This is a genomic window from Nonomuraea sp. JJY05 (assembly GCF_043496855.1).
Classification (GTDB): Bacteria; Actinomycetota; Actinomycetes; order Streptosporangiales; family Streptosporangiaceae; genus Nonomuraea.
Genome location: NZ_JBIEIS010000038.1, coordinates 58,616 through 76,529, shown reverse-complemented (window position 1 = coordinate 76,529; position 17,914 = coordinate 58,616). Strand labels below are relative to the sequence as shown.

General features: G+C 72.2%; 19 protein-coding genes. 9 read left to right on the top strand and 10 right to left on the bottom strand.

Features of this window, described 5'->3' with window-relative positions:
- Positions 1-18: 18 nt before the first annotated feature.
- Together ACFKCF_RS44145 and ACFKCF_RS44140 are read left to right on the top strand one after the other, a co-directional pair.
- Positions 19-927, top strand: coding sequence for a hypothetical protein (locus ACFKCF_RS44145; protein WP_394501346.1), 909 nt, complete (start codon positions 19-21; stop codon positions 925-927).
- Positions 928-948: 21 nt separating this feature from the next.
- Positions 949-1,833 (top strand): hypothetical protein, encoded by an 885-nt coding sequence (locus ACFKCF_RS44140; RefSeq protein WP_394501345.1) that lies wholly within the window; start codon positions 949-951, stop codon positions 1,831-1,833.
- 99 nt (positions 1,834-1,932) lie between these two features.
- Here the strand turns inward: ACFKCF_RS44140 and ACFKCF_RS44135 are convergent, their stop codons facing one another.
- Together ACFKCF_RS44135 and ACFKCF_RS44130 are read right to left on the bottom strand one after the other, a co-directional pair.
- On the bottom strand, positions 1,933-3,063 hold the full coding sequence (locus ACFKCF_RS44135; protein ID WP_394501344.1) for a UDP-N-acetylglucosamine--N-acetylmuramyl-(pentapeptide) pyrophosphoryl-undecaprenol N-acetylglucosamine transferase: 1,131 nt from the start codon (positions 3,061-3,063) through the stop codon (positions 1,933-1,935).
- Between the two features lie 4 nt (positions 3,064-3,067).
- The gene (locus ACFKCF_RS44130; RefSeq protein WP_394501405.1) at positions 3,068-3,883 is read right to left on the bottom strand and encodes a formylglycine-generating enzyme family protein; all 816 of its coding nucleotides are present in this window, start codon (positions 3,881-3,883) and stop codon (positions 3,068-3,070) included.
- Positions 3,884-4,025: 142 nt separating this feature from the next.
- Here ACFKCF_RS44130 and ACFKCF_RS44125 point away from each other — a divergent pair, with 142 nt between their 5' ends.
- From ACFKCF_RS44125 to ACFKCF_RS44115, 3 genes are read left to right on the top strand one after another with little or no spacing between them, the layout of a single operon-like run.
- Positions 4,026-5,234 carry a cytochrome P450 gene (locus ACFKCF_RS44125; protein WP_394501343.1) on the top strand — a complete coding sequence of 403 codons (1,209 nt, stop codon included), beginning with the start codon at positions 4,026-4,028 and terminating at the stop codon, positions 5,232-5,234.
- Between the two features lie 15 nt (positions 5,235-5,249).
- Positions 5,250-6,212: a Ppx/GppA family phosphatase gene (locus ACFKCF_RS44120; protein ID WP_394501342.1), complete on the top strand. Its 963-nt coding sequence runs from the start codon at positions 5,250-5,252 to the stop codon at positions 6,210-6,212.
- 58 nt (positions 6,213-6,270) lie between these two features.
- Complete coding sequence (locus tag ACFKCF_RS44115) at positions 6,271-6,687, top strand: hypothetical protein (RefSeq protein WP_394501341.1); 417 nt, start codon at positions 6,271-6,273, stop codon at positions 6,685-6,687.
- An 11-nt stretch (positions 6,688-6,698) separates the two neighbouring features.
- Here the strand turns inward: ACFKCF_RS44115 and ACFKCF_RS44110 are convergent, their stop codons facing one another.
- Positions 6,699-7,130 carry an ATP-binding protein gene (locus tag ACFKCF_RS44110; RefSeq protein ID WP_394501340.1) on the bottom strand — a complete coding sequence of 144 codons (432 nt, stop codon included), beginning with the start codon at positions 7,128-7,130 and terminating at the stop codon, positions 6,699-6,701.
- 92 nt (positions 7,131-7,222) lie between these two features.
- Positions 7,223-7,768 (bottom strand): TetR/AcrR family transcriptional regulator, encoded by a 546-nt coding sequence (locus tag ACFKCF_RS44105; protein ID WP_394501339.1) that lies wholly within the window; start codon positions 7,766-7,768, stop codon positions 7,223-7,225.
- Between the two features lie 103 nt (positions 7,769-7,871).
- Between ACFKCF_RS44105 and ACFKCF_RS44100 the strand changes: the two genes are divergently transcribed.
- Entirely contained in the window at positions 7,872-9,443 is a 1,572-nt protein-coding gene (locus ACFKCF_RS44100) for an MDR family MFS transporter (protein WP_394501338.1), read from the top strand.
- A gap of 81 nt (positions 9,444-9,524) precedes the next feature.
- Positions 9,525-10,469: a GNAT family N-acetyltransferase gene (locus ACFKCF_RS44095; RefSeq protein WP_394501337.1), complete on the top strand. Its 945-nt coding sequence runs from the start codon at positions 9,525-9,527 to the stop codon at positions 10,467-10,469.
- A gap of 75 nt (positions 10,470-10,544) precedes the next feature.
- Here the strand turns inward: ACFKCF_RS44095 and ACFKCF_RS44090 are convergent, their stop codons facing one another.
- From ACFKCF_RS44090 to ACFKCF_RS44075, 4 genes are read right to left on the bottom strand one after another with little or no spacing between them, the layout of a single operon-like run.
- The gene (locus ACFKCF_RS44090; RefSeq protein WP_394501336.1) at positions 10,545-11,822 is read right to left on the bottom strand and encodes an AAA family ATPase; all 1,278 of its coding nucleotides are present in this window, start codon (positions 11,820-11,822) and stop codon (positions 10,545-10,547) included.
- Entirely contained in the window at positions 11,819-13,240 is a 1,422-nt protein-coding gene (locus ACFKCF_RS44085) for a hypothetical protein (protein WP_394501404.1), read from the bottom strand. The genes ACFKCF_RS44090 and ACFKCF_RS44085 overlap by 4 nt, the downstream gene beginning before the upstream one ends.
- 2 nt (positions 13,241-13,242) lie before the next feature.
- On the bottom strand, positions 13,243-14,373 hold the full coding sequence (locus tag ACFKCF_RS44080) for a hypothetical protein (RefSeq protein WP_394501335.1): 1,131 nt from the start codon (positions 14,371-14,373) through the stop codon (positions 13,243-13,245).
- Positions 14,370-15,140: a hypothetical protein gene (locus ACFKCF_RS44075; protein WP_394501334.1), complete on the bottom strand. Its 771-nt coding sequence runs from the start codon at positions 15,138-15,140 to the stop codon at positions 14,370-14,372. The genes ACFKCF_RS44080 and ACFKCF_RS44075 overlap by 4 nt, the downstream gene beginning before the upstream one ends.
- 61 nt (positions 15,141-15,201) lie before the next feature.
- Here ACFKCF_RS44075 and ACFKCF_RS44070 point away from each other — a divergent pair, with 61 nt between their 5' ends.
- Positions 15,202-15,747, top strand: coding sequence for a hypothetical protein (locus ACFKCF_RS44070; protein ID WP_394501333.1), 546 nt, complete (start codon positions 15,202-15,204; stop codon positions 15,745-15,747).
- 33 nt (positions 15,748-15,780) lie between these two features.
- Entirely contained in the window at positions 15,781-16,422 is a 642-nt protein-coding gene (locus tag ACFKCF_RS44065; protein WP_394501332.1) for a TetR/AcrR family transcriptional regulator, read from the top strand.
- Here the strand turns inward: ACFKCF_RS44065 and ACFKCF_RS44060 are convergent.
- Both ACFKCF_RS44060 and ACFKCF_RS44055 read right to left on the bottom strand, forming a co-directional pair.
- Entirely contained in the window at positions 16,376-17,197 is an 822-nt protein-coding gene (locus ACFKCF_RS44060; RefSeq protein WP_394501331.1) for an ABC transporter permease, read from the bottom strand. The two genes, ACFKCF_RS44065 and ACFKCF_RS44060, sit on opposite strands and share 47 nt — an antisense overlap.
- On the bottom strand, positions 17,194-17,913 hold the full coding sequence (locus ACFKCF_RS44055) for an ABC transporter ATP-binding protein (protein WP_394501330.1): 720 nt from the start codon (positions 17,911-17,913) through the stop codon (positions 17,194-17,196). Before ACFKCF_RS44055 ends, ACFKCF_RS44060 begins: the two co-directional genes overlap by 4 nt.
- Between the last annotated feature and the right edge of the window lies 1 nt (position 17,914).

Here is a 17,914-nt window from a genome sequence, read left to right as displayed (position 1 = left end):
CGGACATAGGATCAAAACGTGCCCGGACGTCATGCGAAGGTGATAGTCGATCCGGCGGTGGCCGACGACGTCGCGGCCCTCTTACGTGACAACCGCAAACTCCTCGTACGCATCCACGCCGGCTGGGTGCCCGCGCACAAGCGCCACCGCCCCCTGGTCGGCATCGTGACCAGGCTGGCGACCACCGGGACCGCCGCCGTGGCGGCCGTCTACGGCCTGGCCCTCTTCGTCGCCGGACGCTACACCCCCTTCGCCGTGATCATGACCGGCGCCGCCCTGCTCGTCGTCAGCGTCCTGCTCAGGCCCCGGCCCGACGCAGAGGTGGAGCGCGCGCACGCGCTGGAGCTGGCCGTCTACGACAGCGCCCGCAGGCACGAGGGCCGTTACGTCGTGCGCGAACAGCTCGACGAGCCCGCCAGGGCCCTCATGATCCGCGCTCAGACCGCCATCGACCAGGTCATGGGTTCCAGCGTCAACGCCGAGGGCCTCCTGGACGGCGTGCGCAACGCCGTCATGCTGCCCGCACAGGAGTGGGAGATCGCCCGCCTGCTGGCCAAGCTGTCGGAGCTGCGGGCCGAGCACGAGGAGGTCGTCTCGGAGGGGCTCACCCCCGAGGTGGCCGCCGTCGCCGAACCCCTCGCCCAGGCGCTCGACAGCAGCCAGCAGGCCGTGATCGCCCGCGTCGAGGCGCTGGAACGTTACGCCGGCCACGTCGTCGACGCCGAGCGCGCCTACCGCGCCCGGCACCAGATCGAACGCCTCAGCGCCAAGCTGCCCCGCTACGAGGAGCTCCTCGCCGAGTCGGGCGCCGACGGATCGTCCGTGCCGGAGTTGAGCCGGCTGTCCGACGACGCCGACCGCCTCGAACAGGCGCTCCGTGACAGCGTCAGCTCCGCGCACGAAGCTTTTCGCCACCTGAGGGGGTGACTTCCCTTAGGATCCGATTTCGTGGCGGATGTGGTGGTAGACCCCGAGGTGCCGCCGGATGACGCGCAGTTGCTCAGGGAGAGCCGGCAGGTGCTGCTCAAGATGCGCCAGGGCTGGGCTCCCGAGCCGAGGCGGGCCATATCGAGCGCGCAGTACCGGATAGTGGCGGCGTTCGGATCGGTGGCGCTCTTCGGAGTGATGGCCGGCAGCGGCCTGGTCGGCCGGGGCCTCGGCCTGCTGATGCTCGTCCTCTTAGGCATTCCCATGATGATCGTGCTCTTCGTCCGCAACGACCTGCCCGACGACGACGAGGAGGAGTACGAGCGGGAGGTCTACGAGCAGCTGCGCTGGTACGAGGGCCGCTACGTGCTCACCGACGACCTCGACGAGGCCTCCGCCCGCCTGCTCGCCCGCGCCCAGCGCGCCATCGCCGTCGTGACCGAGTCCCGGGTCAACGCCGAAGGCCTGCTCGACGGCGTGCGCAACGCGGTGATGCTGCCCGCCCAGGAGTGGGAGATCGCCCGCCTGCTGGCCAAACTGTCCGCGCTGCGCACCAAGCACAGGGAGACCGTGTCCAAGGGGCTCACGCCCGAGGTGGAGGCCGTGGCCGAACCCCTCGCGCGGGCTCTCGACAACAGCGAGGCGGCCGTGCTGGCCCGCGTCGAGGCGCTGGAACGTTACGCCTCCAACGTCGCGGACGCCGAGCGCGCCTTCCAGGCCCACCACCAGATCGAGGAGCTGCGGGGGCGGCTGCACCAGTACGAGGAACTGGTGGCCGAGACGGGGGCCGACGGGTTCGCGGTGCCGGAGCTGGAGCGGCTGGCGCAGGACGCTGACCGGCTGGAGCAGGCGCTGCGGCGAAGCGTCACCTCCGCCCACGAAGCCTTCCGCTACCTCGACCCCTGACCGCTCCCGCCGCACCCCGGCCGACGCCTCCGGACCGCGCGAGGCGCGGCCCGGCGCCCCTCGCCTCCGAAGGACCTCAGCCGGAGTACGGGTCCGCGCTCAGGTGGGGCGGGCGGTTTCCAGGAGGAGGTCGCACAGGGCGTCGGCCGCGTCCACGCGTCCCAGCTTGGCCGACGCCTGGCCCATCGTCTGGCGCAGCCCCGGGTCGGCCAGCAGGGGCATCAGCTCGGCCAGCAGCTGCTCGGCCGTCGGACGCGGTTCCAGCAGAGCCCGCGCGGCCCCCGCCGAGACCAGGTACGCGGCGTTCTTGCGCTGCTCGTCACCCCCGGTGGGGATCAGGGGCACCAGCACGGACGGCTTGCCGATGGCCGTCAGCTCCGAGACCGTCCCCGCCCCGCTGCGGGAGATCACCACGTCGGCCGCGGCGAACAGGTCGGCGAGCTCCCCGCCCACGTACGGCACCGGATGGTAACGATCGGCCAGGTCGGCGGGCAGCGCCACGGCGCGCATCTGGTCGATCCACGCCGGCCCGCACTGGTGCACGACCTGCGCGTGCGGCAGCAGCCGCGGCAGGATCTCCGCGATCAGGGTGTTGACCTGCTTGCTGCCCTGCGCGCCGCCCGTCACGTAGATCAGCGGCACCTCGAACGTCAGCCCGAACAGGTCGTAGGCCGCCGCCCGGTTGCCCTGCAGCAGCTCGGGCCTGATCGGGTTTCCGGTCACCACGGCCTTCGAGCGCGCGGAGGCGGGCAGATACTCCAGCGACGACTCGTGCGACAGCGCGATCCTGGTCGCCAGCCTGGCGAGGATGCGGTTGGCCAGCCCCACGACCGTCGTCTGCTCGTGCATCACCAGCGGCCGGCGGATCAGCTTGGCCGCGACCCCGATGGGCACCGCCACGTACCCCCCGGTCGACAGCACCACGTCCGGCAGGTAGCGGGCCGCGTGCCCCACCGCCTGCAGCACCCCAATCGGGATGCGGAAGACGTCGGCGATGTTGGTGCCCAGCTCCTTGAGGTTCGGACGGCGGCGCAGCTTCCCCGTGGTGATCGCCTTGAAGGGGATGCCGTGCTCGGACGTGATCCGCGCCTCCAGGCCGTTGGCGGTGCCCACCCAGAGCACGTCGTGGGGCACCTGACGCCGCTGGACGGCCGACAGGGTGGTCAGAGCCGGATAGGTGTGACCACCGGTGCCGCCACCGGTGATCAACAGTCGCAGGGTTCGTGACATGCGATCAGACTAGGGCCGCACAGCGGAAACCCGTGTGCCCGGTCGAGGAGTCAGGCGTGTTGGAGGTGCGGGCGGCCACCCGGTAGCGGTTGCAGTAGGAATCGTGACACATGTACGAGCCGCCGCGGATCACCTTGGCCGTGCCCTCCGCGGGACCGGCCGGGTTGTCGGTGAACGCCTCCCAGGCCGTGCCCCACCAGTCGGCCGTCCACTCCCAGACGTTGCCGGAGACGTTGTAGAGGCCGTACCCGTTGGGCTGGAACGACTTGACCGGCACCGTCCCCTTGCTCGGCGCCACCGGGAAGCGGCCCTGCCAGATGTTGCACCGCTGCCGCCCCTTGGGCGCCAGCTCGTCGCCCCACGGGTAGCGCTTGCGCTCCAGGCCGCCGCGGGCGGCCATCTCCCACTCCGCCTCCGTGGGCAGCCGCTTGCCCGCCCAGGCGGCGTACGCGCTCGCGTCGTTCCAGGACACGTGCACGACGGGATGGTTCTGCCGGTCGCCGGCCGACGAGCCGGGGCCCTGCGGCGAGCGCCACGAGGCGCCCTCGACGCCCACCCACCAGGGCGCGCCGGGCACGGTGGCGTCCATCACCCCGCCCGTGGCGAACTGGGCGAACACGAAGGACCAGCCGATCCGCTCGGCCTCCGTGACGTACCCGGTCTCCTTGACGAACGTGGCGAACTGCGCGTTCGTCACGCACGTCGGATCGATCATGAACGGTTCCAGCCGCACCTCGCGCACCGGCCCCTCGCCGTCCTCCGGCCGGCCGTCGGGGTCGTCGCCGCCCATGAGGAAGCTTCCGCCGGGCACGCGCACCATCCCGCGCGGCGTCTCCCGCCGCACGGCGATCACCGGCCGCGCGTACGGCTCCGCGGCGGCCCCGTCTCTGCTCGGCCCACAGCAAGCGCTCAAAAGCCCCCCAAACGTGTCCACGACACCAAGGAAGGGTAGTCCCTGGAGCATGTCCACGATCACCCGGCTGCCCCGGCTCACGGCCGCGGAGACCCTGGCCCTGGCCGCCGCCGTGGCGCTGCCGTCGGTCGCGCAGGGCCCCGTCGCGCGCCGCCCGTTCGCGGTGCGGCTGGCGGAGCTCGCCGACGCCGACGGCCGGGCGATCCGGCTGCTGGCCCGGCTGCGCGCCGGGCACGGCGAGGGCCCGCTGCTGGTGCGGCTGCCCGGACGCGGCTGGATGATGCTGCCGCTGGCCTCGCGCGACGTGCGCGCGGTGCTCGAGGACCGGGCGTTCACCCCGGCGACCAGGGCCAAACGCGGCTCCCTCGGCCACTTCCAGCCCGACGGCGTGCTGATCACCCGCGACCCCGGCCTGCGTGAGCGCCGGCGCGCCCTGAACGACCAGGTGCTCGGCTGCGGATTCGCCCCCTTCGCCCGGGTCGTCGAGGAGGAGGCCGCCACGCTGCCCCGCCACGGCCTGCTGACCTGGCCGCGCTTCCACGCCACGCACTGGCGGATCGTGCGGCGCATCGTGCTCGGCGACGGCGCGCGGGACGACGTGATCCTCACCCGGCAGCTCGACCGGCTGCGCGCCGACGCCAACTGGTCGGATCTGCGCGGGCGCCGTACCGACGTGTTCAACGCCTTCCGGCGCCGGCTGGCCCGCCACCTGGCGCGGGCCGAGCCGGGCAGCCTGGCGGGCGGGCTGGCCCGTGCGCACGCCGCGGCCGACGTGCACCCCGAGGGGCAGGTGCCGCAGTGGCTGTTCGCCTTCGACGGGGGCGCCGCCGCAGCCTACCGGGCGCTCGCGCTGGCCGCCGCCCAGCCGGGGCCGGCGGACCTGCGGGCCACCGTGCTGGAGTCCGTGCGGCTGTGGCCCATCACGATCGCCATCGTGCGCGAGGCCGCCGGCCCGACCGAGTGGGACGTCCCCGAGGGCACGACCGCGATGATCTACAGCCCGTACGTGAACAGGGCCGAGCCCGGCGACTCCTACCGCCCCGAGCTGTGGCGCGACGGCGGCGTCGAGTGGGCGGGCGTGCCGTTCAGCGCCGGGTTCGCGCGCTGCGCGGGGGAGGACCTCGTGCTGTTCACCGCCACCACTCTCCTGGAGGCCGTCCTGCGTGAGCGCTCAGTCAGACCGTCCGTACGCTTGGAGGGGGCACTGCCGGCCATGCTCAACCACTTCCGACTCAGCTTCGCCGTAAAAGCGACATAACGGTAGCGTTTTCCCATGCGACTCGGCGTGCTGGACATCGGCTCGAACACTGTCCATTTACTGGTCGTCGACGCCCACAGGGGCGCCCGGCCCATGCCCGCCTACTCCCACAAGGAGGGGCTGCGTCTCACGGAATACCTGGACAAGGACAACCGGCTGGGCGACAAGGGCATCGAGCGGCTCGGCGCCTTCGTGGCGGAAGCCGTGCACCTGGCCGAGGACAAGGGGGTGGAGGACCTGCTGGCCTTCGCCACCTCGGCCGTGCGCGAGGCGGCCAACGGCGAGGAGGTCCTGGCACAGGTCGAGGAGCGCAGCGGGGTGCACATCGAGGTGCTGTCCGGGCGTGACGAGGCCAGGCTGACGTTCCTGGCGGTGCGGCGGTGGTTCGGTTGGTCGTCGGGGCGGCTGCTGGTCTTCGACATAGGCGGTGGCTCGCTGGAGATCGCCGCCGGGGTGGACGAGGAGCCCGACGTGGCCGTCTCGCTGCCGCTGGGCGCCGGGCGGCTGACGCGTGACTGGTTCACCGCCGACCCGCCGTCCGCCGAGGAAGTGCGCAAGCTGCGCAAGCACGTACGGACCGAGATCGCCCGCACGGTCGGCGACGTCGTCAGGAACGGCGAGCCCGACCGCGCGGTGGCCACGTCCAAGACGTTCAAGCAGCTCGCCAGGATCGCGGGCGCGGCGCCCTCCAGCGACGGGCCGTACGTCTCCCGGCCGCTGTCCAGGCAGGCCATGGCCGACTGGGCGGTCAAGCTGACCACCATGGGCGGCGCCGATCGGGCCCAGCTGCCCGGCGTGTCAGAGGGGCGGGCGGCGCAGCTGGCGGCCGGGGCGCTGGTCGCCGACGCGGTCATGGACCTGTTCGAGGTGGACCGGCTGGAGGTGTGCCCGTGGGCGCTGCGCGAGGGTGTGATCCTGCGCCGGCTCGACATCCTGCCGGGGCGTTTCGACCTGCGCACCGATGGCGCGCTGGAGTAAGGACGATCTATCTCGAAAAATTGGCATAAACCGCTGGGCGCCGGGCATTCTCCGCCGAATGATGGAGGTGCTCGGCACGATCGGCTCCCTCGCCGTCGTGCTCCTGCTCATGGTCCTGTCCGTGCTGGCCATCTCGGTGGTCTCGCTGGCCGTCTTCGGAGGCATGGTCGCCTCGATGCTGACCGACTGGCGCGGCCTGTGGCGACGGCTGACCAGGCTGGCCCGTGGCGGGCCGAAGCTGACGCTCAAGCGCAGCGGGGACACCGTTCCCGCCCGGCTGCGGGCGCAGCTGAGCGGGAGCATGTCCCGGACGCGCCGCCGCTTCCTGCTCGGCGGCGCCCCGTCCAAGGAACACGGGCCCAAGGAACACGGGCCCAAGGAACATGAGTCCAAGGAACGTGGACGCGGCGGGGATCTGCGCGGTTCGCGGATCCGCGGGCATCGCCCGATGGAGCGGCGTACGAGCCTTTGGTGACCGGGGGCCGGTCACATGGCCATGAGGTGGAGCCCGGCGGCCCCCGGCGCGTACCGCAGCCGCTTCTCCAGGCAGACCACCGCGCCGTGCTCGTGCCTGTTGACGAACCGGATGTCGTCGGCGAGCGCGCGCATGATGAGCAGCCCGCGGCCGTGCTCGGCGCCCGGCTCGGGATTGATGATCTTGTTGGGGTCGAAGCCTTCTCCGTTGTCGATGACCTTGATGACGCACCGGTCATCGAGGACGGACGCGCTGACTGTGTAGTCATCGCTTGGCTCGGCGTGCCTGATCACGTTGGAGCACGCCTCGGTGAGCATGAGTTCGATGTCGTCACGGATTTGCGGATCGACGCCGAGGGAACGCAGCGTACCGTCCAGCATCTGTCTTATCAGGGGGACGCTCGCCGCATCCCGGGGCAGTCGGAGCGCTATCGTGGCCTCCACGTGGGGCCCCCTCCTTCCGTCTGGATGCGTGTCCGTCCCCTTCCCTCGTTACAGTGCGTCAATCGTCCCGTTAGAGGTTCAAAGTCCGAAAGCTATGGCTCCAGCAGGCGCATGGCGACCTCCAGGGAGGCCTTTTCGACCTCGTCCTCGGACAGCCGGCCCTCGTCGATCATCCATTTCCCCGCGTGAATCGCGAACAGCGCCGTCGCGCGGCTGACGAGCTCGACAGGCGTGGCGCCGGGCTCGTTCAGCTCGTTCACCAGCTCCATCATCAGCTCGCGGGTCTTGGTGAGCGTCGGATGGTCGCGCAGGGCGGTCTGGTTGCGCTCCAGGAACCTGGCCACCCCGATGTGCTGGGTCCGCCTGATCCCGGCGGCGTAGCGCTCGACCAGCTCGCGCCGCGTCTCCGGCGTCTTCGGCCGGCTCCGGGCCCACGCCAGGAGCTCCTCGAGCTCCACCAGCCGGTTGCCGACCAGGCTCGTGACGATGTCGTCCTTCGTCTTGAAGTGGTAGTACAGGGCGGCCTTCGTCACGCCGAGCTCCTCGGCGATCTCCCGCAGTGATGTCGCCTCGTATCCCTGCTCGGTGAACAGCCGGAGCGCGACTTCCTGGATCCGGGTCCGAGTGTCTTCCCGCACTTCACACCTTTTCGACTTGACGGCCGGCAAGTAAGTATCTACCTTACTCTATGCTTGCCGGGCGGCAAGTAAGCAAGATCCGAAACGCAATGGGGGGTGTCTGGTGGCGGAGGCAGTCGGACGGCGCCGCGAGGTCATGGTCGTTCTGCCGGGACTGATGTTAGCCATGGTCCTGGCGATGCTCGACAACATGATCGTGGGCACGGCCATGCCGCGCATCGTCGGGGAGCTCGGCGGTCTGACGCATCTGTCCTGGGTCGTCACGGCGTACGTGCTGGGCACGACCGTCTCGACGCCGATCTGGGGCAAGATCGGCGACCTGTACGGACGCAAGACCATCTTCATCGTCTCGATCGTCATCTTCATGGTCGGCTCCGCTCTCTGCGGCATGGCGGGTTCGTCGCTGCTCGGCGGGGCGGACGGCGGCATGGCCGAGCTGATCGCCTTCCGCGCGATCCAGGGCCTCGGCGCCGGCGGCCTGATCGTGAACGTCATGGCGATCATCGGCGACCTGGTCCCGCCCCGCGAGCGCGGCCAGTACCAGGGCATCATGGCCGGCGTCATGTCGCTGGCGATGATCGCGGGCCCGCTGGTCGGCGGCTTCATCACCGACCACCTCGACTGGCGCTGGGCCTTCTACGTGAACCTGCCGATCGGCGCGATCGCGCTGGCCATGATCGTGACGCAGCTGCACCTGCCGAAGCTGCGCAACAAGGTGCGCATCGACTGGGCGGGCGCCGGACTGCTGTCCGTCGGCATCACCGCCCTGGTGCTCATCACGACCTGGGGCGGCAACGAGTACGCCTGGGGCTCCTGGCAGATCCTCACCCTCGTCGCGATCGCCGCGGTCACGCTGGCGCTGTTCGTCGCGGTCGAGCGGAAGGTCGAGGAGCCGATCATGCCGCTGCAGCTCTTCGCCAACCGCAACTTCACGCTGATCTCGATCATCGGCTTCCTGCTGGGCTTCGCCATGTTCGGCGCGATCAACTTCCTGCCGCTGTTCCAGCAGATGGTGCAGGGCTCCACGGCCACCAACTCCGGCCTGCTGATGCTGCCGATGATGGGCGCCGCGATGGTCGTGTCGCTGTTCGTGGGCAAGGCGATCACCGTCACGGGCAAGTACAAGATCTACCCGGTGCTCGGCGGGATCGGCATGGCCGCGGGCATGTGGCTGCTGTCCACGATGGACGTCCACACCGCCTCCTGGGTCACCGGCATCTACATCGCCGTGCTCGGCCTCGGCATGGGCTTCCTCATGCAGACCACGATGCTCATCGCGCAGAACAGCGTCGAGCAGAAGGACCTGGGTGTCTCCAGCAGCGCCACCACGTTCTTCAGGTCGATCGGCGGCTCGTTCGGCGTCTCGCTGTTCGGGGCGATCTTCAACAACCACCTCCTGTCGGAGCTGACCTCCCGCTTCGGCGCGCAGGCGGCCGAGCGGGTGGCCAAGAGCGGCGGCAGGATGGACCCCTCCGCGGTCGCCCACATGCCCGCGCAGATGCGCACCGGGCTGCTGGAGTCGCTGGCGACCTCGATCTCCGGCGTCTTCTGGTGGGCCATCCTGTTCGCGGTCGCCGTGCCCGTGCTGGCCGCGTTCGTCAAGGAGATCCCGCTGCGCGGCGGCGCCCCGGCGCCCGCCAAGGACGAGCAGGCCGTCAGCCCCGCGGCGGGCTGAGCACCCGGCCGAGCGCGCCTCCGAGGCGACCCCGTGAAAAATGGGAGGCGCGCGGCCGGTGTTTTGTGGACAATCCCCGCTATGCACCACACCCTCGGCCGCCCGCGTCCGGAAGACGCCGCGGCCATCCACGAGCTGATCTCGGCCTACGACACCGCGGTGATCGGCGGCCCCGACATGACGCTCGACGACGTCGCCGACGAGCTGGCCGAGCCCGGCTTCGACCGTGACCGGGACGGCTGGCTCGCCCGCGACGGCGACGGCCGTCTCGACGGCTGGGCCTGGGCGTGCCGCGTCGGCGACAGCGACACGGTGGACGTCGACGTGATCGTACGGCCCGGCCCTGATCCAGAGCGGGCGGGCCTGGACGACCGGCTCTGGCCCCTGGTGATCGGCCGGGCCGGCGAGCTGGCCGCAGAGGCCGGCCACGACGGCGCCACCCTGCACATCGGCGTCTACCGCGCGGACGTCGCCAAGCGGGCCACGGCCGAGGCCCGCGGTTTCGCTCCCGGCACCAGCTTCCACCGCATGCGCATCGACCACGCGGGGCCCGTGGAGCCGCCTGCCCCGCCCGCCGGGCTGACCCTGCACACGGGGGAGAGCGAGGACGCGCGGCGCGATGCGCACCGGGTGCACCAGGAGGGCTTCGCCGAGCACTTCGGGTTCGTGCCGGTCGACTACGACGTGTGGTATTCGCGCAGGCAGGCGCAGTCGACGACGGACTGGGCCCAGCTCACGCTGGCCCGCCTCGACGGCCGCCCCGCCGGGGTGCTGATCGCCAACAACCAGTTCGTCCCCGACGAGGGCTGCGGCTACGTGGCCACGCTCGCGGTCGTCCCGGAGTTCCGCGGCCGGGGCCTGGGGCGCTTCCTGCTCCGCCACGCCTTCGCCGCCGACGCGGCGCGCGGCCGCAAGGGCACGATCCTGCACGTCGACTCCAACAACACCACTCCGGCGCTCGGGCTCTACGAGTCGGCCGGCATGCGCCCCGTCCTGGTCATCGACGTCTGGCAGCAGCGCGTCTGACGGCCGGGCCCAGCGTCGGACACGGCGTCGGACACGGCGTCGGCCCCCGAGTCAGCCCCCGCGTCGGATACGGCGTCAGACCCGGTGGTGGGACAGGTGGTCGAGGATCGACTGGTTGGCCTCCCAGCCGTCGGGGAACTTGACCGGCACCCCGAGCTGCACCGGCTCCGCCGACGGGTGGGCGTCCAGGAGCTCGGCGATGCCCGCCCGGGCCACCACGACGCACGCGTGCCGGTGCCGGGACGCCAGCACGCACAGCCGCCCCGACTCCAGGTGGAAGGCCGTGGCGTCGCGGCGGCCGGACAGCGGGTGCAGGACGATCGTCACGTCGTACTCGCGCCCCTGCAGGCGGTTGGCCGTGTCCACGGTGATCTCCGCGGGCACTCCGGCGGCGCGGATGGCGGCCACCTGGTCGCGGTGGGCGGCCCCGACCGCGATGCGGTCGGCCGTCACCGGCCGCTCGCCCTGCTCGGAGGAGGCCACGGCGCCGCGCTGCAGCAGGCGCTCGGCCAGCAGGGCCACCGCCTGCACGGCCTCCCCGTCGGTCCGCACGGTGTGCCGGTTGGGCAGCTCCAGCAGCGCCCACCCCGACCGGGCGGCCTCCTCCAGCGCTCGGTCGTGCACGGTCCCCATGCCGCCGGTCACCAGCTCCAGCCGCCGGTCACCGTGCGAGGTCCCCGACCGGAACCCGGTGAACGGGTAGAACGCCTGCGACACCACCGGCGCGGCCGAGGCCGGCAGGCGCCACGACACCGGCAGCCGGTGCACCGGGAGGTCCGGGTTGTGGCGCAGCAGCACCGACACCGCACTCTGCAGCGGGTCCCACGACAGCCCCGACCACCGGTCGCCGTCCACGATCGAGAACGGGTCGAGCTGCCCCGGATCGCCGACGAACAGCGCCCGCTCGAACAGCCCCGCGATCCGCAGCAGCTTGTCCGAGCGCATCTGGTAGGCCTCGTCCACGATCGCCCACGGCCACACCCGGTCGCCGATCCAGGCCCACTTGTCGGCGGTCGCGATGACGATGTCCGGGTCGCCGAGATCCTGGATCCGGGTGCCGACCCGGACGCCGGGCAGCTCCAGCAGCCGCAGCGGCGGCACGTAACCGCCGGCCGACAGCCGTCCCACGGTCAGGTGGGGGTGCTTGTCGGAGATGCGGGTCACCAGGTCGTCGACCTGCTCGTTCGTCTGGGCGACGATCATCAGGGGCTCGCCGGTCGCCGCGATGTGCGCCGCCGCCCGCACCACCAGCGTGGACTTGCCCGCGCCCGGCGGTGAGTCGACCACGACGCCGCGGTGCCTGGGCAGGTCGGCGAGGACGTTCCTGATGACCTGCTCCGGGCTGTCGGTCACGACCACTCCTCCTGGGCGTCCTCGTCGTCGGGCACGTACTCCTGCGGCGGCCCGCCGTGCGTCCACGGCGTGGCCTCGGAGTCGGGCAGGTGGGGGGAGCCCTGGAAGTCGTCGGTCAGCGAGGTGTAACAGACGCGCTCGCCGACCTCGGGCACCGCTCCGGGCGCGGCCGTCTTGCCCCGGCCCATGCCTTTGGTGATCTTCAGGGTGACCAGGCCCTGGCCGGCCTCCACGAGCTCGGCGCCCTGGCCGCGGCGCTGCGGGGTGCCCAGCGAGGTGCCGGGCGCCAGGCGTACCGGGTCGTCGGTCTTGATCACCACCAGCGGGCGGAGCTTGCGGGAGCGGCCCTCACCCTCGGTGTTGTCGGGGACGGTCTCGATCACCTCGCCCGCGAACGCCTCCCCGGTCAGCCGGTACTCGGCCATGACCAGGGGGTCGTCGTAGGCGCGCTGCACGTCGTAGGCGGCCTGGGCCCGCTCCATGCGGGCCAGCCTGGCCGCGGCGGCGACCGCCCCGTCGCGCCTGGCCTGCGGCGGCGCGCCCTCGGCGATGTGCACCGCCATGCCGCTGAACGAGCCGCGGTCCTGCTCCCACCGCTGCGCGACGCTCGAGCCCTCCTCCAGCCCCGCCAGCAGGTCGACGGCCTGCCACATGAGCCGCCACGTGGGCTCGAGCTGGGTGCGCAGCGCCTCGGTGATGCGCTCGGGAGACTCGCTGTCCATCGCAGGCGCCAGCACTTCCGCGTCGAACCCCGGATCGGTCGCGGGCCCGGCGGGCGGCCAGATCAGCGGGTCCTCGGCCTCGTCGTCCGGCCCCCTGGTGATCCAGGCCAGCAGCGCGGCCAGGTTGGCGTCCTCCAGGGAGCTCTGCCCGCTCGCCCAGTGCCGCCCCAGCTCCTCGGTCGCGGCCAGCATCATCGAGGAGCCCGGGTACGCGGCCCGCTCCGCGAAGTACGTCAGCCACCGCCCCAGCAGCGGCACCGCCTCGGGCACCGGATAGGGCCCGTCGGCCCGGCGGAAGCGCGTGGAGCGGCCGAGCAGCCTGGTGAAGGCCACCCCGGTCTGGTTGGGCACGATGAGCTGCGGCGCCTCCAGCACGCGCTCGTAGGGGTCGGCGTTCTTGCGCTCCACCGTCTCGGTGTCGGCCATGAAGCCCTCGACGTACGGCAGCAGCACCCCGGCCAGCTCGGCGGCCCAGGCGAAGCGCAGGTCGCGGTTGCGCGGCTGGGTCACCACGAGCAGGCGCGGCTGCCGCCGGTCCGTGCCGAGCATGGCGGCCAGCGGCGCGGCGGCCTCGCCCGACAGCTTGAGCGGGATGAACACCATCGGCCGGTCCGACAGATGGCAGTGCCTGACGGTCGCGACGGGCTGCGCGATGCCCTCCGCCAGGGCCCGCAGCCGCGCGAGCGAGGTCAGCATGCTCACGTGAGGCACTCCCTGCGCAGGCGTTCGGCGTTGCGGAGCAGCCGGGCGATCTCCTCCTGGCCCTCGGCCGGGTCGCGGGCGCCGTCGGCCAGCCCGAGAGCCTCCGCCACCGAGGCCACCCCGCCCAGCTCGTCGCGCACCTGCCGGCCGAGCAGGTCGGAGGCGCCCTCCTGGCGGGCCTCGTCACGGCAGAAGAAGCACAGGTCGCACGCGGACATGCAGTCGGGCGCGTAGCGGGCGGTCGCCCTGCGCAGCGCGTCGGCCAGCTCGGCGACGGGCCGCGTGGGCCGCCCGTCCTCGCCGGGCCGCAGGTCGAACGTGAGGTCGTCGGGCAGCCCTTCGAGCAGCCGGTCGAGCGTGGTCATGCGGGTGAGCTGGCGGCGCAGCACGGCCATCTGCTTGCGCACGTCGACGAGGGTCGCGACGGGCCGGTTGGCGAAGTTCTCAGGGCAGACCAGGACCACGTCGTGCGAGACCTTCGCCGGGTCGTGGCCCAGCTCCTCCAGGAGCGTGCGCAGCGCCAGCACGTACACCGCCGCCTGCCGCGCGGCCGCGGCGACCGCCGCCGGGTCGGCCTGCCCGTCGATCACCGCGAACGACTTGATCTCCACGATGTGGAAGCGGCCGCCGAGCTGGAAGGCCACCACGTCGGGCTCCAGGTAGGCGGTGTGGCCGGCGATCTCCAGGGTCAGCAGCGGGTGGTCGTACAGCGTGCCCGCGTCCTGGCCCTCGCGGGCCGCGCGGTCGATCAGCGCGCGGGTGTGGGCGTGGCGCAGGTGGGCGCCGACGTTCTCGACGTCGTGGTAGGCGACCTCGGCGACCGGCAGGCGCAGCAGCTCGCGCAGCATCCGCAGCAGCTCAGCGCATCCGTCGGCCTTGACCAGCGACTCGAACATGTTGCCGCGCGTGATCGCGAACGGCGACTGGCCGAACGGCGCCGGGAAACCGAGGTGCCGGGCGGCGGCGTCCTTGTCGATGCCGGCGCCGTCGAGCAGGGCCCGGCGGGTGCAGCCGGGGTTGGCGGCCAGGGCCGCGATGGCGCGGGCGTCGTGCGGGCGGGGCGGCGTCGTGCCGCGCAACGCGTCAAGCCGCTGGATGTGTTCGCCCTCGCGCTTCAAGCCGCTCACTTCGCGTTCTCCTTCTTGATCGTGCTCAGCGTAGCGGCGCCGAACAGGCGGGCGGCGTCACCGAGCTGCGTCGCGGCGCGTTCTGCCAGCTCGGCGCGATCCCGCGTGTCGCGGTCGCCGTGCACGCGCAGCTCGGCGCGGGCCGCCTCGATCACCCGCTCCGGGTCGGGCGGGCCCAGCGTCCCGTCGGTGGCGCCGGGGATGTTCCTGGCCATCCGCAGGAGTAACCGGTCGGCCCGCCCGTCGGGCGAGTCGTGCGAGGCCACCGCGATGGCGCAGGTCAGGAAGTCGACGCGGGGGCTGAGCGGGCCGACCACGCGCCGCTCCAGCGGCCAGGTGCTGAGCGTGAGCAGCCCGCGGGCGGGGGAGAGGCGGTCGGTCAGCGCGGCGCACAGGTAGTACGGCCGGCCGTGCGGCGACGAGCGGAACGAGCGCTCCTCGTCCCTTCGCAGGCTGGTGAGCTGGGCGCTGCGGATCGTGCCGCCGAAGAACACGTCGCTGACGGCCACGACGAGCCGCGGCTGGGCGGCCGCGCCGAGCAGCCGCAGCCCTTGGTGCACCTGCTCGCGCACGGTCACCAGGCGCGGCGGCTCCGGCTTGGCCTGTGACAGCTCGCCGCTCACGAGGGCGTCCCATTCGCGCTCCGCGGTACGCAGCTCGGCCCGCAGGGCACGCGCCGTGGCGCCGTCCCTGACCCGCATCGCCTTGCGCACGCCCGCCCGGAGCTCGTCGATCCGCCGCTCGAGATCGTCCAGCCGGTCACTCATGGCGCGAGCGTACCAACAGTCCCAGCATTTTCCAGTAATTTCGCGATTTCGAGGCGAACGTGTGATCTACGACGTAAAGGCGGCGGCGCTGCTGGAGGCCGGCGACCTGACGTGCGTAATCGGCGCACGAGGCGGGGACGAAGGCGGTGTGACCCGTGAGAATCGACATCTGGTGGGAGCCGCCGCAGGCGTGGCCGCCCTCGTGCCCGTCTACTACCTGACCGAGGCGGCCGCCAGAGCCCTGCGTACGAGCAACGCCGCGTTCGGCCCGGCGCCCGCGGCGCTCGGCTACCTGGCCGCGGTGGCCGTCATCGTCACCCTCCTGACCGCCTGGCCCGCGGCGGCACTCGGCTGCGGCATCCCGCTGGCGGCGGCGGGGGCCGTGTTCGCCCTCGACCTGAACGCCGCGCTCGGCGTGGCGGGCAGCCTGCCCTGGGCACGCGAGGGCGGCCTGCCGTGGTCGCAGCCGAACGGCGTCCCCTGGGCCGAGCTGAGCGAGCCGCCCGGCACGATGGCCGGGATGACCGGCCTCTACACGATCATCGGCGCGCTGCTGGTGCTCTCGGCGCTGCTGCCCGGCAGGTTGCGGTCCGTCCTGGGCAGGTGAAGGGCGAATTCGGGGGCGGCCTATCCTGGGCGGGTGAATGGACGGGACCCCGACCGGCGCAGGGCGCTGCTCGACGCGGCCGACCGGGTCATCCTGGTCCAGGGCCCCGAGGTCTCGATGGCGGCCATCGCCGCCGAGGCCGGCATCACCAAGCCCATCCTCTACCGCCACTTCGGCGACAAGAGCGGCCTCTACCAGGCGCTGGCCGACCGTCACGTGCGCACGGTCATCGCCCAGCTGCGCCCTGAGCTCCTCGCCCCCGGGGCCGACGTGCGGGGCCGGGCGCGGGCGACCATCGGCGTCTACCTCGACCTGATCTCGGCCAACCGCAACCTCTACCGGTTCCTGTTCCACCGGGCCAGCGCCGAGGACTCCAGGATCCGCTCCCACATGACCGCGCTCGTGCGGGGGCTGGGCGAGGAGCTCGGCGCCCTGCTGGTCGCCGAGCGCGCGGTGCCCGACCCGGTGCGGGCGCAGGTGCTGGGGCACGCGTTCGTCGGCATGGTGCAGACGACCGGCGACTGGTGGCTGGAGCACCCCGAGGTGGACCGCGTGGAGGTGGTCGAGGGCCTGGTGGACGTGATCGCCGCCGCGCTCGCCCCCCGGCCCGCGGCCGTCGCCGGAGCGGTCAGTCCCCGAAGCGGGAGAGCTTCCCGTGCCGCCGGGCGTACCTGAGCGCCCACGCGAACAACCCGACCGTGCCCGCCAGGTAGACCACGTTGAGCGCGCCCGCCCAGGCCAGCCGGTCCCACGGCACCGCGCCGCCGCCCATGACCGTGCGCATCCCCTCGAACACGTGCGAGGCCGGCAGCAGCCACGACAGCGTCCGCAGCGGCTCGGGCAGCACCGAGACCGGGTAGAAGATCCCGGCCAGCGGCTGCACCACGAACACCAGCGACCAGGCGATCACCTGCGCGTTCTCGCCGAAGCGGAGCACCGCCGCGATGCCGACCAGGCCCAGCGACCAGCCGAGGACCAGCAGGACCCCCATGAACGGCACCAGCCCCACGCCCAGGCTCGTCAGCCCGAACCCGTACAGGCCGAGGGCCAGCCCGGCCATCACCGCGACCGCGAACGCCACCTTGCCCAGCGAGAACAGCACCAGCCCGATCAGGTATTCGACGCTCGACAGCGGGCTGACCTGCACGTTGAGCAGGTTGCGCGACCAGATGTCCTCCAGGAACGCGATCGAGATCTCGTTGCTGGCCTTCTGCAGCACCTGCCAGAGCAGCACCGCCCCGAGCAGGAACGCCACCACGAACGGCACCCGCTGCGCCTGCAGGAACAGCGTGACGAAGCCCCACAGCACCAGCTCGATCGTCGGCCAGAACAGGATCTCGAACATCCTGACCGGGCTGCGCCGCAGCGCCGCGAAGTCGCGCCGGACCACGCCCATGACGCGCGTGCGCCGGGCGGCCAGGCTCAACGGGGGCAGGGTCACCGAGGTCATCCGCGTGCCACCTTCAGGAACACCTCTTCCAGGTCTTCGGCCCCGTAGCGGCCGGCCAGCTCCTTGGCGCTGCCGGCGGCCACGACGACGCCGTCCGACATGAAGTGGATCCGGTCGCACATGCGCTCGACCTCGCGCATGTTGTGCGAGGTGATCAGCATGGCGCTGCCGTTCTCCCTGGCCAGTCGGGACAGCAGGCCGCGCACGCGGTCGCCGGCGTCGGGGTCGAGGTTGGCCGTGGGCTCGTCGAGCACCAGCAGCCTGGGCGCGTTGAGCAGCGCCTTGGCGAGGTGCACGCGGGTGCGCTGGCCCGACGACAGGTCCATCATCTTCCGCCTGCGCAGCGGGCCCAGCTCGAACAGCTCGATCATCTCCGCCACCCGGCGGCGCGGCTGGCGCAGCGCGTAGAGGCGGGCGAACGCGTCGAGCACCTCGTGCACGTGCAGCACGCCGGGCAGGTCCACGTAGCTGGCGGCGAAGTTGACCTGGCTGAGCGTCTCGGTGCGGTGCCGGGCCAGCTCGCGGCCGAACATCCGGATCGTGCCCGCGTCGGGGGTGATCAGGCCGAGCAGCATGTGGAGGGTGGTCGACTTGCCCGCGCCGTTGGGGCCGAGCAGGCCGACGACCTCGCCCTCGCCCACGGTGAGGCTGAGGTCGCGCACGGCGGTGACCCCGCCGAACCGCTTGACCAGATGGAACGCTTGCAGAATGGCCACC

Bases quoted from the DNA above. Each gene is read 5' to 3' on its own strand.
- ACFKCF_RS44125 (WP_394501343.1), top strand. From the start codon at position 4,026: ATGTCCACGATCACCCGGCTGCCCCGGCTCACGGCCGCGGAGACCCTG.
- ACFKCF_RS44120 (WP_394501342.1), top strand. From the start codon at position 5,250: ATGCGACTCGGCGTGCTGGACATCGGCTCGAACACTGTCCATTTACTG.
- ACFKCF_RS44060 (WP_394501331.1), bottom strand. From the start codon at position 17,197: ATGACCTCGGTGACCCTGCCCCCGTTGAGCCTGGCCGCCCGGCGCACG.
- ACFKCF_RS44085 (WP_394501404.1), bottom strand. From the start codon at position 13,240: ATGCTGACCTCGCTCGCGCGGCTGCGGGCCCTGGCGGAGGGCATCGCG.
- ACFKCF_RS44115 (WP_394501341.1), top strand. From the start codon at position 6,271: ATGATGGAGGTGCTCGGCACGATCGGCTCCCTCGCCGTCGTGCTCCTG.
- ACFKCF_RS44095 (WP_394501337.1), top strand. From the start codon at position 9,525: ATGCACCACACCCTCGGCCGCCCGCGTCCGGAAGACGCCGCGGCCATC.
- ACFKCF_RS44135 (WP_394501344.1), bottom strand. From the start codon at position 3,063: ATGTCACGAACCCTGCGACTGTTGATCACCGGTGGCGGCACCGGTGGT.
- ACFKCF_RS44075 (WP_394501334.1), bottom strand. From the start codon at position 15,140: ATGAGTGACCGGCTGGACGATCTCGAGCGGCGGATCGACGAGCTCCGG.
- ACFKCF_RS44130 (WP_394501405.1), bottom strand. From the start codon at position 3,883: ATGGTGCGCGTGCCCGGCGGAAGCTTCCTCATGGGCGGCGACGACCCC.